The sequence below is a fragment of the Pseudoalteromonas sp. OOF1S-7 genome (genome assembly GCF_022347765.1).
In the GTDB taxonomy this organism is placed as follows: Bacteria; Pseudomonadota; Gammaproteobacteria; order Enterobacterales; family Alteromonadaceae; genus Pseudoalteromonas.
The window spans coordinates 40,570-55,831 of record NZ_JAKRFZ010000007.1 but is presented as its reverse complement, the minus strand read 5'-3'; the positions used below and the strand labels follow the sequence as shown (position 1 = coordinate 55,831).

The following is a 15,262-nucleotide window of genomic DNA, read 5'->3' as shown; positions in this document are numbered from 1 at the left end:
CTCTCATACGTTTCACTATACTGGTTGACGATTATTTATTCAAAGCCTTCTTGTGGCGAAGGACTTTGATGGCCTGATCAAAATGTTGGTTCAATTGTCCCTGTGTGTATGGCTGACTCTGATACAGGGCGGTAATACTGTGCGGCATATGGGTATTACCGTTTGCAAGTTGCTGGTGTGCCAATGTCATGAACGCAACCGGGAGATGCAGTTGCGCCGCTTTATAGGGTTTGCCAAATGCAGGCATCACCCAGTCGAGCTCAGGTGTGTTCTGAATCAATTGTAAACTGCTTTGCCAGGTTGTATGGCGCACATAGGGCAGTAAATTAACGCTGTGTCCTGCGAACAGGGCGCCGTGTTGTACACTGAAGACACTTAAATCATATCCGCTTTGGCCATGAAACTGCGTGAGCTGGAGTGTTAATCCGCCCAATTCAAGCTGTGCCGGTAGCGCTGCTTGTTGCCTGAGTGCGATACTTTGCAGCGTTTGCCAGCGGGCCAGGCGTTGCTTAGCCAGTGCAATGCGCGTTTGCCAGGGGCCTTGCTGTTGCGTGGTCAGCTGACTGAGCCGTTGCTCACTGAGCTCAATGCTTTTCGCAAAATTACTAAGCTGGCTGTCGAGTGCCGCACGCATCGTATGTTCATTCAGCTGCGGCGCTGTGGGCAGATGCACACTGGCATCCGGAAAAGCCTGTTTAAGCAGCGCCAGTCCGGTGAGCTGGTGGGCCGAGCTGGAGGTCGCGATAAGATGACACAGCGGCGTCTTGAGGCGCGCTTTGAGTTGATTGATCAGTTGTTCAAGTGCGACAAAATCCCCATGGCTGTCGATCAAAGCGCTACAGGCATTGCCCTGAATCAAGGCCATGTTGGGTAAAATATTGCGGGCTTTGGGTTCGGGCGCAATGAGTGTGATTTGGGGCGATACGATATGCCAGCTGGTGGCGGTGGCTGGCGGTGTCAGTGCCAGCAAGAGCATGAAAACAGAGAGCAGGCGCAGCACCTATTTGCTCTCTATATGTGTACTAATACGTTGCGTGAGTTGCTGCAGCGTGTGCTGAGTGTCTTGGGTATCACTTTGCAGCGCCAGCAACTCATGGCACAGGTGCAAGGCTGCGAGCAACAGGGCGCTGTGGTCACTGCGCACAGTGTCGCGTTGACGCATTTCGTCGACCCGGCCATTGAGCAGGTCAACGGCGTCAATCAGCGCTTGCTGTTGTCCTGGCGTACAGGAAAACTGATGGCTTTTTCCCAGCAGGGTGACGGTGACCTGTTCGGGCAATTCTGACATTAGCCTGCCTGACTAGCGCTCTGTAATTTTTCCAGCAATCCGCTCAGCGTTGAACTGGTTTCTTTTTGCTTTTCTTCACTTTCCAACACTTCCAGCTGCAGTGTCTCATTTTCATCAATGAGTTTGCTATTTTGTTCTTTGAGGGTGTTTACCTGCTCGGTCAGTGTATTGTTTTGTGCAATAAGTTGATCAATCAGTTGCTCGAGTTGAGGGAGAATTTCTTTCATATTAAAGGCGCTCATTATCACTGTGATTATGTCATGCAAATGTAAAGCAAAGTGCGCTGCAAAGCTAGTGATTCGGGCAGGTTATGCTGATTTTTGTCTCGTTTTGAGCGATAATGACAAATACTAACTATTTTGTTCATTTATGGTTCAGCTGCAGAGATGAAAAAGCGCCTCTTTACCTGCCAATGCGATGAACAATACCCACCTAAATTAGGAACGGATAATGCTCAGTTATCGACATTCATTTCACGCAGGTAACCCTGCTGATGTCATTAAACACCTGGTGCTGGCACAAGTGCTGGAATACATGACGCGCAAAGACAAGCCCTTTGATTATATTGATACCCACTCCGGTGCCGGACTGTTTGAACTGGCGGCCAAAGATGCACAAAAAACCCAGGAGTATCTGCAGGGGATTGCGAAATTGTGGTCGTATGCTGGTGAAGCAGAAGCTATCCGCGACTATGTTGAGCTGGTTAAGTCACTGAATCGTGACACACTGGCCTATTACCCAGGTTCGCCGAAAGTGGCTGAGCAGTTTTTGCGTAAGCAGGACAAGGGCTGGTTCTTTGAGTTGCACCCTCAGGACCTTAAGCTGCTGGAGAAAAACACCGCGCATAAGCGTTCTTTGCGTGTCAAAGGCGAAGACGGCTTTAAGGGCTTGATGGGACTGGTGCCACCTCAGTCCCGGCGTGCCTGTGTCCTGATGGACCCGCCGTACGAAATCAAATCCGATTACGACGTTGCAGTACACTCAATTGTCAAGGCATACAAGCGCTTTGCATCGGGCACTTATATGATCTGGTATCCGGTCGTCGATAGGGCGCGGATCGACCAGATGGAACAAACCCTGATTGAATCGGATGTGCGAAATATTCAGTTGTTCGAACTGGCAACCGAAGCAGACACCGACGCGCGCGGTATGACGGCATCGGGCATGATAGTGATCAACCCACCCTGGACGCTTAAAGCCACGATGGACGAGGTACTCCCTGAACTGGTGCAACTGTTATCGTCCGAGACGGGTTTTTTCCGCAGTGAGCAGCTGGTTGCCGAATAACGTGCGTTATTCGCCCGGCGCCTGCAAAGTGAATGTATGCTGGAGATAATAGGCTTCTATCAGTGCGATTTGTCCCGTTTCCCGTAGCGCCTGAATAGCCCGGTTAAGCTCAGGTAACAGGTGGGCATGTTCAGCACGAAGGCGAATATGTAAAGTGCCGTGCGAGTGCAGGTGGTTAAAGTGTAGTGCCACGTTATCCTGTGCAGACCAATATCGGGCGGGCAGATCGCCTATGATGATTATATCAACCCGGTCTTTACTCAGCGCCTGTAACAGGGCGCGTTCCGATTCGAAATCAACCCGAGTAAAGACATTATCGTCATGGTAATAATAGCCTCTGACTGTCCCCACAGTCAGGCCTGACAGGCTACTGAGTGATTGAGTGGGAACCCTGGTGACCACATACTCCCGAATGGGCAGTATCGCCTCTGAAAAAACAAAGCGCGGATCACTGCGCTGCGCTGTTTTTAGCCAAGCCGGGCTGATCAGATCGAAATCAATTTTCCCTGTGGCCAGATAGCGGTTTGTGCGTTTTGCAGGTAGCACGATGTTTTCGCCCTGTAATGCAGATTGCGCAAGGATCCGCGTGACGAGATCGGGCAATATCCCTGGATGCTGGGGGTCGTTGGTAAAGTAAGGATAAAAGGCGCCTGAACCGCTGATGCTGTACTTTAAAGTCAAGGTATTGTGACTGGCGTGCGTGTTTTTGTTTTGCTGAACGGGTGATGCGACAGCATCCTGGCTATTCAAAAGCCACGAAGTGAGAAAAAGCAGGATGCAAAAAGGCGAAATAAGTGTAAAACTCATAAGACCTATAATAGTAAAAGAGGGGCTGTTCCGGCAACCTCCTTGTGCATGCTATATTGCCACCTCTTGGGGTGAGGAAATAGATTGCTCAAGGGCGCGAGTTTTCATATGCTGGGACAACGGAAGCCTTTAGAGTACAAGAGTTAAGGATGTTAATGAGCGGTCATATTGCCAAGTCAAAAAAAGACGCGGTGCAATATATAGCACGCCAGGCCATATTCAATCGTGAACAGAGCGTGGCTGCCTATGAATTGTTGTATCGGGACTCACATAATAACGCCTTTCCTATCGGGGTCAGTGATGGCCAGGCGACGGGCAGGCTGTTTTTTAATTCTCTGCTCTTTATTGGTGTAGAACGGCTGGCTGCGGGTGCACCCGCATTTATTAATCTGTCAGATGAAACCTTACTGCAAGAGCTTCCTAAATTACTCCGACCACAGGGGCTGGTGATTGAAATTGTTGAGCGTTCAACAAATTTGCCAGAGCTGGTCACCACGGTGGCCAAGCTAAAAAAATTGGGATATCGCTTTGCACTCGACGATTACGATGGCGACGAACGCTGGGAAGCTTTGCTGCCACTGATGGATTACATCAAAATAGAAGTGCTTGAGCCGGTGATTAAAACCACCATGATGCTGAAAAAGCTCAAACGCCGCTTTCCCGAGACAAAAATCATCGTGGAACGGATTGAAACCATGGAGCACTACAGCTTTATCAAGAGTGCCGGGGCTGACTATTTCCAGGGCTTTTTCTTTGCTGTGCCTGAAATGCTGAATCATGGCAATGTCGAGCCGTCGAAACTGGTGGTCCTGGACTTACTGCGTTGCACGGCCAAGCAGTCTCTGTGTTTTAAAGAAATTCAACAAAGGATCGCCAAAGACCTGAGCCTGACGGCACGGGTGCTCAAGCTGGCCAATGCCAAGGCGGGTGAAGATAAAATCGAGATCCGCTCCATTGCTCAGGCGGTGGTGTACTTAGGCGAAGATGCTATTCGCCAGTTTGTAAAAGTACTGGCGTTAAGTGAGCTGGGCGCAGACAAACCCAGCGAGCTGACAAAACTGGGCCTGGCACGGGCGAAGTTTCTGGAGCAGTTCTTGCTCCCGGGTGGCGATGAAATGGCACAGCAGGGTTATCTGATTGGCCTGATGTCGGTACTTGATGCCGTTTTGGATGTAGAGCTCTCTGTTATTGTCGATGAGTTTTCACTCGACCCGGACCTTAGCAGCGCGCTATTAAGCTACAAGGGCTTGATTGGTGGGGCGCTGCGGCTGGCAATTGAAGTTGAACGTAATAATATTCAGGAAGCTGAGCTGATCCTCAATGCGATCCGCCCTGCATCCAGTATTGAATTACTCTTCTCACTGGCACTGGACAGCCGGGTGTATGCCGATGAAATCTATGCTGTTGTAAAAGAAAAAGTGGCCTAGGCCCGTTTACGGGCCCGAGTACTCGTGTGCCGGCAGAGAAATCTTTAACATTGTTAGCGTCATATTCATCTTCTGCAAGTCGAACAAGTTTTAAATGAAATGGATATTAATTCATTGCCGGGAACATAAGCGTCATGTTCAGGGTTTTCCAGTATGCTTGTTCCTGCTGCAGGTCGGCCACAAACAGGGAGTGCTGTGCCAGCCAGTCGGGCTCGAATGTGAGCAGCAGACTGTTATCCAGCGCTTCGAGTGTGAACTTTGCAACCTGGTCGATTTGTCGCTTTTGATGCACCAGAATGGCCAGGCGTAATAAGGTGAGCAGACGGGAAAAGTGCGCCAGATCGGCTTCCACCATAGTGGACAACTCTGCGCGTTTGATTTTCTTGCGATGAAAGCGGATCAATGTGCCCAGTAGTTGTTGCTGCTCCTGTGTAAAACCTGGCAACTGGGCATTTAACACTATATAAGCACTGTGTTTATGGATCCCCGACGAGTTAATTGCCAGCCCCACTTCATGTAAACGCGCGGCCCAGCGCAGCATCTGTAGATCGACTTCATTGAGTGCCCAGTGCTCGCGCACCATGTCATACATCTGATCCAGGGTATTGCAGATATGCTCCGCATGTTGCTTATCAACGGCATAATGTTCACCCACCGCGCTGATGGTGCGGGCACGGATGTCAAACTCGTCATTTTGCGCCATTTCCTGCAACAGGCCTTCGCGTAATGAGTTATCGCAATAACTCAGCTCGTCGATGTTGAGTTGCCTGAATACCCCGATCAGAATAGCCAGACCGCCCGCAATACTGGCATAGCGCTCTTCGGGCAGGGCTTTAAGATTAAGCGCGCTCAGGGAGTCGGCGTCAATCAGGTGTTGCCTGATTTGCTCCAGCACTGCGAGGGTCAGGGTATCCTGGTTAAGTAGTTCCTGAGCGATAGCACACAAGGTTTTAATGGTGCCCGACGTGCCGATGCAGGTTTGCCAACCGGTTTTGCGGTAACTGGCGGAAATGGCCTCGATGTTCTGCTCCGCCTTTATTTCGGCTTTGGTAAAGCGTTTGGCCGTCAGTTTAAGATCCCTGAAATGACTGTTACTGAGCGTCACGCAGCCAATATTGCGGCTGGTGAGTAATTTGTGATCCAGATGTTTGCCAATGATCAGTTCGGTACTGCCACCACCGATGTCGATCACCAGCCGGTTATCGTCGCTATGAATGTGATTTGCCACACCCTGGTAGATAAGGCGAGCCTCTTCCTGTCCGGAAATCACATTAATTTTAAAAGGAAAAACGTGTTTTGCTCTGGCCAGAAAATAGCGAATATTGCGGCAGTTACGCAGCGTGTAAGTAGCCACAACCTGCACGCTGTGCTTGTCAAAATCCTGCAACGTTGCGGCAAATTGTTGCAGTACATGCAGTGCCCGTTCTATGGCCTCTTCGCTGAGATTGAACTGCTCGTCCAGACCGGCTGCAAGAAACACTCGTTGCTTTTCTTTGTGCAACAATTGCAGACGACCATCGACCTCCCGCGCGACGACTAAATGAAAACTGTTCGAGCCTAAATCAACGGCCGCGATGGAAGGGTATGTGGTCATAGAGCTGCCCTTATGTATTGGATTGATTGCTTTCCCACTTTTTCAGATGGTCATAGATGGCTATCTGGGAGCGGATCTTCTTCTTATTGCCGCGACGAACATAGAGATTCTTCTGTTCACTGTCAATGATCCGTGCTTTTGACCTGTCTTTGAATTGCAGTTCAAGAATATCAATGATCAATTGTTTGAGTGATGCGTCGTAAATTGGGGCACCGACTTCAACTCGGTGATCCAGGTTGCGGGTCATCCAGTCTGCAGAGGAAATGTACACCTGAGGGTCGCCATCATTCTCAAAAACCATGACCCTGGGGTGTTCCAAAAAGCGGTCGACGATACTGATCACTTTGATGTTCTCACTAAAGCGTTGCAAGCCTGGCACCAGGGCACACATACCACGGATGATCAAGCGGATCTTCACACCCGCCATAGAGGCATTGTACAAGGCGTCGATCAGCTCTTTGTCTACCAGGTTGTTGACTTTGACGGTGATCTTGGCCGATTTACCTGCCTGGGCATTTTTACTTTCCTTGTCGATCAGTGCGAGGATTTTTTCCCGTGCGTTGAGGGGAGAAATCATCAGGTGCTTAAAGTTAAACGGTCTGTAGCTGCTCTCAATAAATTTGAATACATCATCACACTCGTCACAGATCTCAGGGTGCTTAGTGAATAAGCTGAAATCGGTATAAATACGCGCCGTTTTTTCATGGAAGTTACCGGTGCCAATGTGAGCATACTTCACGATTTGGCCTTTTTCTCTGCGGTGTACCACGCACAGTTTGCTGTGTACTTTTAACGCCGGGATCCCAACCATGACCTTGATGCCATAGTCGCTGAGCATTTTTGCCCACTCAATGTTGTTTTGCTCATCAAACCTGGCTTTGAGTTCTACCATCACCGTGACTTTCTTGCCATTCTTAGCGGCATTGATCAGCGAGGCCATCAATCGGGAGCGTGATGCAACGCGATAAATATTCACCTTGATCTGGGTAACCCTGGGATCAAATGCGGCCTGGCGGACATATTCAAGCATGTGATTGAAGGTGTGATAGGGGTAATAAAGCAGGATGTCCTGTTTAGAAATGGCCCTGAAAATACTGCGATGGGCATTAAATGCCTCGCTTTGCAGCGGTGGCAGGGGTTTGTTTTCCAGATAGCCGCGACCCACATTCGGAAAGCCAATAAAATCGCGAAAATTACGGTACGGACCACCCGGTATTAAGGCATCCTGACTGGTTACACCCAGGCGTTTTTTCATCACCTTGAGGATTTCTTCCGGCATGGCTTCGTCGTATGTCAGCCGCACTGGCTCGGCATATAAGCGCTGCTTAAGCCCTTTTGACATTTTGTCCAGCAGGCCTTCTTCAATTTCGTCATCCAGATTGTACTCGGCATCCCGGGTCAGTTTAATTTCATATCCTTCAATGTTGTCAAAACTCAGGAAGTTTCTGAACACCTCGTGCAGATAAAAGCGCACCACCTCATCCAGCATGACAATGGTTTTGTGACGCCGGGTTTTTTCCGGTGGCAACAAAATAAAGCGCTCAAGACGGTCGGTTGGCAGTTCCAGTAATGCGTGATGTTGCTTGTCGCCACGCATTTCGACAAACAGGTAGGTCAGGGCATCGTTAATGTGATCTGAGTAATCTTTGCTCTCGCTCAGCAAAATAGGACACATGTGCTGCAGCACCTGATCCTGAAAGTACTTGGCCAGCCACTGCTGGTGAAAATCAGACAGTTCCGCAGGCTTTTTAATATGGATATTGTGCTCATTCAGATCCAGCAGGATCTGATCATAAATATGCGAGAACTTTTTGCCCAGCTCCAGTACTTTCTTGTTCATCTGGTTAAGCAGTGCTTCGTCTTCGTCGAAGTCTGCTTCAGGTAAGTTGCTTAATAAGATACGACGTTTTACATCGGCAACACGAACCCGGAAAAACTCATCTAAATTATTGGAAAATATGCCTAAAAATCGGATCCGCTCAATAATAGGATTGCTTTTGTCTTTGGCTTCCTGAAGGACACGCTCGTTAAAGGACAGCCAGCTCAGCTCTTTGGCAAAGTAGCTGATGGTAATGGGATCGTTAGATAATGCTTGCATCTTTCTTTCCATGGTAATTAAAGCTGCGGGTAGAATATGGCTGTATTGTGACACTTATATGACATGCGCTGTCATGTCACCGAATTATCAACAAAGTGTAGACCAATCTCCCTGATCTGCCTTGTTTGATATCAAAGCGCCTGCGCACAGACACTATGTTAGTGGGATACCCGGTAAGGTGGTGCACCCACCTCACCGGAAGGTGCGATCAGGACTGTTCGACATCCACGATCAGATCGCTGGTGATCGACTCAAGCGCTTCGACAACGTTGTCTTTAATCATGCCCGCAGGCAGGCTGACGGTGGCAAATGCGCTAAATATCGGTACGCCCCAGTTTGGTGCGCTCTGTTGTTTAGAGTTTAGGTGGGTAATGTTGGCACCTTTGTGACGGATCACGGCCGCCAGCTCCTGCACAATACCAGGTCTGTCATTGCCCGTGATCACTAAGTTTAAAGTTTCCGGTTCTGTGCTGTCGGTTTGCTCACCAGTGGCAATCCGCACTTCAAGTTCCGGGATATTAAGTACGGCGTCTTGCAGTTCTTGTAAGTGCTCCTCTGCCACCTCGACCTGCACTATCCCTGCAAATTGTCCGGCAAGATGACTTAAATTACTGGTTAGCCAGTTGCCATGGTGGTTAAGTATGGTTGAGGAAACCCGTTCAACGAGACCTGGTTGGTCCTTGCCTATAAGTGTTAGTACTAACTGCTTCATATCACATGTCTCTTATTATTGGTGGCTCAGTATCTAAGCCCTGAATGAAAGCGAATAATCGCTTTATAAGCCTAGTAAATGATACTTATTTGTCTACTTCCGATAATGGATACAATGTAAAAAAATGCAAAAATCACATCGCTGACTGTAATTCGAACCTTACTTTGGGTGTTAAGTTCCTTTGACAACGAGAAATTTTGCTTTGCCTGGATCTGCCTTACGTATTCAGATATTGCAATGTCAGGGGGATATTTTACAAGGCAAACTCAGCGCTATGGTGTAAAGTTGGGGACGGCTCTGTCCGCACCGATTACCTGTAAGCGAGAGAAACAGGCCTGTCACAGTATTACGACAACAACGAGTCCATAAAAGCGGGCAGACTTGAAGCAGGGTGTAACACAACTGTCATCTTGATGAAATATAATGCGCCGCAGTTTGATTATGAAAGGGTATTTTGATGACTTCCAATCCGCAAAAACCATCCTTTAAAACGGATAGAAGCCGTCTCTTTAAGGACCGCTTTGCCCAGTTTGGCATTACCTCAGGTGGGGTAATGGTATTGGTCGCTTTGCTATTGATATTCTTCTATTTGCTTTACGTTGTACAGCCCATTTTCGAATCTGCCAAGGTCGAAAAGCGGGTTGATATTGCGTTGTCTGCCGAGAAACGTTACTTCGCGCTCGGGGTGGAAGAGCAAACAGAGATTGCGTACTTGCTGGATAATACCGGCCAGGTTGATTTTTATCAGGTAAAGGGCGAGGGTGCAGGTAAACTTGTTAGCACCTTACAAACCAAGCTGGATGGTCAGATCACCAGCTTCGCGAAAAGCGCGCCATTTTTAGGCCAGTATGCGTACGGTCTTGATAATGGCCAGGTGCAGATCCTCAAGCCCAACTTTGTGGTCACCTTTCCGGGTAACCAGCGTGTGATGAAACCTCGCCTGGGTTATCCGCTTGCGGGTCAGCAGTTGCTGGTTGATGAGCAGCAGCAGGCACTGAAAAAGTTTGCCTTCAGCCATTACGAAGATAAAACGGCGGTGGTTGCTTTGACTGCCGACAAACGGGTGATCTTCGCGTCATACGTAGCCGAAGAAAACATGTTTACCGGTGAGCTGGAGTGGCAGGTAACACGCACTGAGCTGCCCATTGACGGTCGCATTGATGACTTACTGATTTCACCGGATACCACCCGTACTTTTGTACGCTCTGCAAATCAGATTTATATTTTTGATACTCGTTTTGCCGATGATGTTACTCAGTTTCAGCTGCTAGCGGCCAACGAAGAAAATGCCAATCTGGTCAGCATGGCCTTACTGGCCGGAGCCAACTCACTGATGCTGGCCAATGACAATGGTGAAGTGTCACAGTGGTTTGAAGTAAACACGGACGATGGCCGTGAGTTTGCCAAAATTCGTGCTTTTGAAAGCGATAAGAGTAAGCACATGAAAGTGCACAGTGAGTTCTATCGTCGTACTTTCTTTACCACCACAGAAAAGGGTGAACTGGGCGTGTACTACACCACCAGTGAAGCCGAATTATGGCGCGGCCAAGTGGCTGAGCAGGCAATTGATGCCTTCGCTATCTCGCCTCGTGCCAATGCGGCCTTGCTGCTTACAGGCAATCAGGTGAGCGTGTTTGAACTGCACAATGAGCACCCGGAAGTAACCTGGTCTGCGTTGTGGCAGGAAGTGTGGTATGAAGGCTATCCAGAGCCGGCATACACCTGGCAGTCAACGTCAGCCAGTGATGACTTCGAATCTAAATTCTCATTGGTGCCCATTTCATTTGGTACGATTAAAGCCGCTTTCTATGCCATGTTGTTTGCGGTACCGATTGCGCTTTCAGCGGCCATTTACACCGCTTACTTTATGTCGAGTGAGCTGCGCCGCGTGGTGAAGCCGACGGTTGAAATTATGGAAGCGTTACCCACCGTTATCCTGGGTTTCCTCGCAGGTCTGTGGTTAGCGCCTTTGATTGAAAGCCACCTACCGGCAATCGTTGCGCTGTTGCTGTTGTTGCCGCTGGCCATTTTGGCAACGGCACTGGGCTGGACCAAACTGCCCAAAGTGGTCCGTCATTTTGTGCCTGATGGCTGGCATTCCATCTTGCTGATCCCTGTGGTTCTGCTGGTTGGCTGGGTGTCTTTTGCCATGAGTGATGTGATTGAAGGTTGGATGTTTGGCGGTAACGTGCGCCAGTATCTGACCAACGAACTGGGCCTGACGTTCGACCAGCGTAACTCTTTGGTTGTCGGTATTGCGATGGGCTTTGCGGTTATCCCAACGATTTTCTCGATTGCTGAAGACGCGGTATTCAGTGTACCTAAGCACCTGTCAAACGGGTCACTGGCACTGGGTGCAACACAATGGCAAACCCTGGTGCGTGTTGTGCTACTGACAGCCAGCCCGGGGATCTTCTCGGCGGTGATGATGGGCCTCGGACGTGCCGTGGGTGAAACCATGATTGTACTGATGGCGACGGGTAACACACCGATTATGGACTGGAGTATCTTCCAGGGGATGCGTACCTTGGCGGCGAACATTGCGGTAGAAATGCCAGAATCTGAAGTGGGCAGCTCGCACTATCGGATCCTGTTCCTTGCGGCCTTTGTATTGTTTATTTTTACTTTCGTATTTAACACGATGGCTGAGTTTGTACGTCAGCAGCTGCGTGAAAAATACAGCTCAATGTAACTGGAGTGAGATGACATGGTAAGACAGTGGTTTAAGTCAGGATCTCCGTGGATCTGGATGACAGGCGGTGCGGTCAGCATCAGTTTGATCTCAGTACTGGGTCTGCTTGCAATGATAGCGTGGAAAGGCCTGAGCTTTTTCTGGCCTTCTGAAGTGGTTGAGATGCACTTGCAAGGTTCTGTTCAAAAGCAAACCGTGATTGGTGAAATCTACGACCGTGAGCTGGTGCCTAAGTCGCGACTGGAAGCAACTGGCCTGGATTTTTCTAACCATCCTGGCGAGTACATAGAGCGCTTGCTGGTAAAAACCGGTAACCGTGAGTATGTTGAACTGGATTTTCGCTGGATTTTATCCACCGACATCCAGAGCCAGTCAATGCCTGCGCAGATAGCGGTTTTTGAACGGACTAAAAATGGTAACTTCTATGGCTATGTTGAGCGTGTTATTCGCGACGGCCAGGTGGTGACAGAGAATCCGGTAGAAGCGCTGGAAGAGATGGTTGAGCGTGCCGTAGATCTGAATGAAGAAGCGTTGGATCTGCAAAACGGCGAGATTGGCCACATTAACTATGAGCTGGAGCGTTTGCGCCTTAAAGAGCGCGCTTATCAGCTGGATAATGAATTGACGGCTGAAATCATCGCTGACCTGGAAGCACAGCGCGCCGCGCTGCGTGATGAATATAAGGTGCTAGAGAAAACCCTGTTTGAACTGCGTAATGGTGCCAAACGCGACGAAGTGGTTGTGCGCGACATGCGCGGTGAAGAAGTAACACTGCCTTTATACCAGGTCTTAGATTTCTGGTTCCCGAACGACATGGGCTTCTTTGCAAAAGTGGGCCATTATATGTCGCAGATTGGCAAGTTCATCAGCGATGATCCGCGTGAAGCAAATACTGAGGGGGGGGTATTCCCGGCCATCTTTGGTACTGTGTTTATGGTGATGCTGATGGCGGTGATTGTGACACCATTTGGCGTAGTCGCGGCCATTTATTTGCACGAGTATGCGGCTAAAAACGCTGTGACTAAGATGATCCGCATCGCGGTAATTAACCTGGCGGGTGTCCCTTCTATCGTATACGGCGTATTCGGCTTAGGTTTCTTTGTCTACATGCTGGGTGGCTCAATCGATGCGTTGTTTTACCCGGAAGCGTCACCGAGTCCGGTGTTTGGTACGCCAGGTGTGATCTGGTCGGCACTGACGCTGGCAATCCTGACGCTGCCAGTGGTGATTGTTTCGACTGAAGAAGGCTTATCGCGTATTCCAAGCACAGTGCGTCATGGTTCACTGGCACTGGGCGCAACCAAAGCTGAGACCTTATGGCGGATTATCATCCCAATGGCCAGTCCGGCAATTATGACGGGTCTGATCCTGGCGGTTGCCCGTGCTGCGGGTGAGGTCGCACCGCTGATGCTGGTGGGGGTGGTGAAAATGGCACCAACCTTGCCGCTGGATGGTAACTTCCCGTATATTCACCTTGACCGGAAGTTTATGCACCTGGGTTTCCATATATATGATGTGGGCTTCCAGAGCCCGAACGTAGAAGCGGCACGTCCTTTGGTTTACGCGACCGCCTTCTTACTGGTGACCGTGATCATTGCACTGAACATCACTGCAATCGGGATCCGTAACCACCTACGTGAAAAATTCAGAGCTTTAGAGCACTAATAGTAAAGTATTTAAATAGGTAAACATTTATGATTACAGTAGCGCCACAGGTAAATAATGCAGATACCAGCAAGAAGTTGGATCTGGAAAACTTGAGCCCGGAACTAACCGCGTTAGAGATCAAAAACCTTGACCTTTACTATGGTGACAAGCAGGCTCTGAGCAACATCAACATGTTGATCCCACGCGGTCAGGTAACGGCGTTTATTGGTCCGTCTGGTTGTGGTAAATCGACGCTATTGCGTTGTATCAACCGTATGAACGACCTGGTCGATACCTGTCGTATTGAAGGTGAGATAAACCTAAACGGCACCAACATTTATGATAAAAGCGTTGATGTAGCGGCTCTGCGTCGTAATGTTGGCATGGTATTCCAGCGCCCAAACCCATTCCCTAAGTCTATTTACGAGAACGTGGTTTACGGTCTACGCTTACAGGGTGTAAAAGACAAACGTAAGCTGGATGAAGTGGTGGAGCACTCACTGCGTGGTGCCGCTTTATGGGATGAAGTGAAAGACCGCTTGCACGACAGTGCGTTTGGTCTGTCGGGTGGTCAGCAGCAGCGTCTGGTCATTGCACGCTCGATTGCGATTGAGCCAGAGGTGTTGTTGCTGGATGAGCCAACCTCGGCACTGGACCCTATCTCGACTCTGGTGATTGAAGAGCTGATCAACGACCTGAAAGAAAAGTACACCGTGGTGATCGTAACCCACAACATGCAGCAGGCGGCGCGGGTATCCGATCAGACAGCCTTTATGTACATGGGTGAGCTGATCGAATATTCAGATACTAATACTCTGTTTACAACACCGACCAAGAAGAAAACCGAAGACTATATTACTGGTCGTTACGGTTAATTCATTGGGCTCAGCAAAGCGCTGAGCCAGCGCCTCCACAAGGAGGCGCCGATGCCGTGTTGAAACAAATTAGGAACTGACTATGGAACATAATATTAATAAGCATATCTCTGGCCGCTTTAACGAAGAGCTGGAAAACGTTCGTAACCATGTATTAAGTATGGGCGGACTGGTTGAGCAACAACTCAACCTGGCGCTGGATGCCGTGAGCAACTGCGATGAAAGCAAGGCCCGCAAAGTCAGCGAGAACGACTATCAGGTTAATGCCATGGAAGTGAGCATTGACGAAGAATGTACCCGCATTATTGCTAAGCGTCAGCCGGCAGCCAGTGACTTACGTCTGGTGGTTGCCATTGCTAAAACCATTGCCGACCTGGAACGCATTGGTGATGAAGCGGAACGCATTGCAAAAGTCGCGCTGGATTCTTTCACCAAAGATCAACAGGACTTACTGGTCAATGTTGAAAACATGGGTCGTCTGGTTTCTCAGATGCTACATGATGTGTTGGATGCCTTTGCCCGAATGGACGCCCAGCGTGCATTTGAAGTGCACAAAGAAGATGCCAAAGTTGACCGTGAATATGAAGCACTGACGCGTCAGATCATGACCTATATGATGGAAGACCCGCGTTCTATTCCAAAGATTATGGATCTGATCTGGTCGGTACGTTCGCTGGAGCGCATCGGGGACCGCTGTCAGAATATTGCGGAATATGTGATTTATTTCGTTAATGGCAAAGATATTCGCCATACTTCTCAGGAAGATATCGAAAAATCACTGTGATCTGTAACAAATAACGGTGCCTTTTCGGTACCGTTAATCAGAACTTCACAC

Annotated in this window: 13 protein-coding genes; 6 read left to right on the top strand and 7 right to left on the bottom strand. The window is 49.2% G+C overall.

What is annotated here, in order from left to right:
• Positions 1-31: 31 nt before the first annotated feature.
• Genes MHN33_RS11895 through zapB form a run of 3 tightly spaced genes read right to left on the bottom strand, consistent with a single transcriptional unit; the run spans position 32 to position 1,515 of the window.
• Entirely contained in the window at positions 32-1,000 is a 969-nt protein-coding gene (locus MHN33_RS11895; RefSeq protein WP_239398200.1) for a hypothetical protein, read from the bottom strand.
• Positions 1,001-1,288, bottom strand: coding sequence for a cell division protein ZapA (locus tag MHN33_RS11890; RefSeq protein ID WP_239398199.1), 288 nt, complete (start codon positions 1,286-1,288; stop codon positions 1,001-1,003). It lies immediately after the preceding gene.
• Positions 1,288-1,515 carry a cell division protein ZapB gene (zapB, locus tag MHN33_RS11885; protein WP_046005422.1) on the bottom strand — a complete coding sequence of 76 codons (228 nt, stop codon included), beginning with the start codon at positions 1,513-1,515 and terminating at the stop codon, positions 1,288-1,290. The genes MHN33_RS11890 and zapB overlap by 1 nt, the downstream gene beginning before the upstream one ends.
• A 223-nt stretch (positions 1,516-1,738) precedes the next feature.
• On the opposite strand from zapB, the gene rlmJ reads away from it, so the two are divergent.
• Positions 1,739-2,575 carry a 23S rRNA (adenine(2030)-N(6))-methyltransferase RlmJ gene (gene rlmJ / locus MHN33_RS11880; RefSeq protein ID WP_239398198.1) on the top strand — a complete coding sequence of 279 codons (837 nt, stop codon included), beginning with the start codon at positions 1,739-1,741 and terminating at the stop codon, positions 2,573-2,575.
• Positions 2,576-2,581: 6 nt separating this feature from the next.
• On the opposite strand, the gene MHN33_RS11875 is transcribed toward rlmJ, so the two are convergent.
• Positions 2,582-3,382, bottom strand: a complete 801-nt coding sequence (locus MHN33_RS11875) for a transporter substrate-binding domain-containing protein (protein WP_239398197.1) — start codon at positions 3,380-3,382, stop codon at positions 2,582-2,584.
• A 149-nt stretch (positions 3,383-3,531) separates the two neighbouring features.
• Here MHN33_RS11875 and MHN33_RS11870 point away from each other — a divergent pair, with 149 nt between their 5' ends.
• Entirely contained in the window at positions 3,532-4,809 is a 1,278-nt protein-coding gene (locus tag MHN33_RS11870) for an HDOD domain-containing protein (protein WP_239398196.1), read from the top strand.
• Between the two features lie 106 nt (positions 4,810-4,915).
• On the opposite strand, the gene MHN33_RS11865 is transcribed toward MHN33_RS11870, so the two are convergent.
• From MHN33_RS11865 to MHN33_RS11855, 3 genes are all read right to left on the bottom strand, one after another.
• The gene (locus MHN33_RS11865; protein WP_239398195.1) at positions 4,916-6,403 is read right to left on the bottom strand and encodes an exopolyphosphatase; all 1,488 of its coding nucleotides are present in this window, start codon (positions 6,401-6,403) and stop codon (positions 4,916-4,918) included.
• Between the two features lie 10 nt (positions 6,404-6,413).
• A complete protein-coding gene (gene ppk1 / locus MHN33_RS11860) occupies positions 6,414-8,501 on the bottom strand; it encodes a polyphosphate kinase 1 (protein WP_239398194.1) in 2,088 nt (695 codons plus the stop codon).
• A 208-nt stretch (positions 8,502-8,709) separates the two neighbouring features.
• On the bottom strand, positions 8,710-9,213 hold the full coding sequence (locus MHN33_RS11855) for an ACT domain-containing protein (RefSeq protein ID WP_239398193.1): 504 nt from the start codon (positions 9,211-9,213) through the stop codon (positions 8,710-8,712).
• A 457-nt stretch (positions 9,214-9,670) separates the two neighbouring features.
• Here MHN33_RS11855 and MHN33_RS11850 point away from each other — a divergent pair, with 457 nt between their 5' ends.
• The 4 genes from MHN33_RS11850 (at position 9,671) to phoU (ending at position 15,211) form a co-directional block, all read left to right on the top strand.
• Positions 9,671-11,905 carry an ABC transporter permease subunit gene (locus MHN33_RS11850; protein ID WP_239398191.1) on the top strand — a complete coding sequence of 745 codons (2,235 nt, stop codon included), beginning with the start codon at positions 9,671-9,673 and terminating at the stop codon, positions 11,903-11,905.
• Positions 11,906-11,920: 15 nt separating this feature from the next.
• Positions 11,921-13,570: a phosphate ABC transporter permease PstA gene (gene pstA / locus MHN33_RS11845; protein WP_239398189.1), complete on the top strand. Its 1,650-nt coding sequence runs from the start codon at positions 11,921-11,923 to the stop codon at positions 13,568-13,570.
• A 29-nt stretch (positions 13,571-13,599) separates the two neighbouring features.
• Positions 13,600-14,427 carry a phosphate ABC transporter ATP-binding protein PstB gene (gene pstB, locus MHN33_RS11840; protein ID WP_239398187.1) on the top strand — a complete coding sequence of 276 codons (828 nt, stop codon included), beginning with the start codon at positions 13,600-13,602 and terminating at the stop codon, positions 14,425-14,427.
• 82 nt (positions 14,428-14,509) lie between these two features.
• A complete protein-coding gene (gene phoU, locus MHN33_RS11835) occupies positions 14,510-15,211 on the top strand; it encodes a phosphate signaling complex protein PhoU (RefSeq protein ID WP_239398185.1) in 702 nt (233 codons plus the stop codon).
• Positions 15,212-15,262 lie beyond the last annotated feature (51 nt).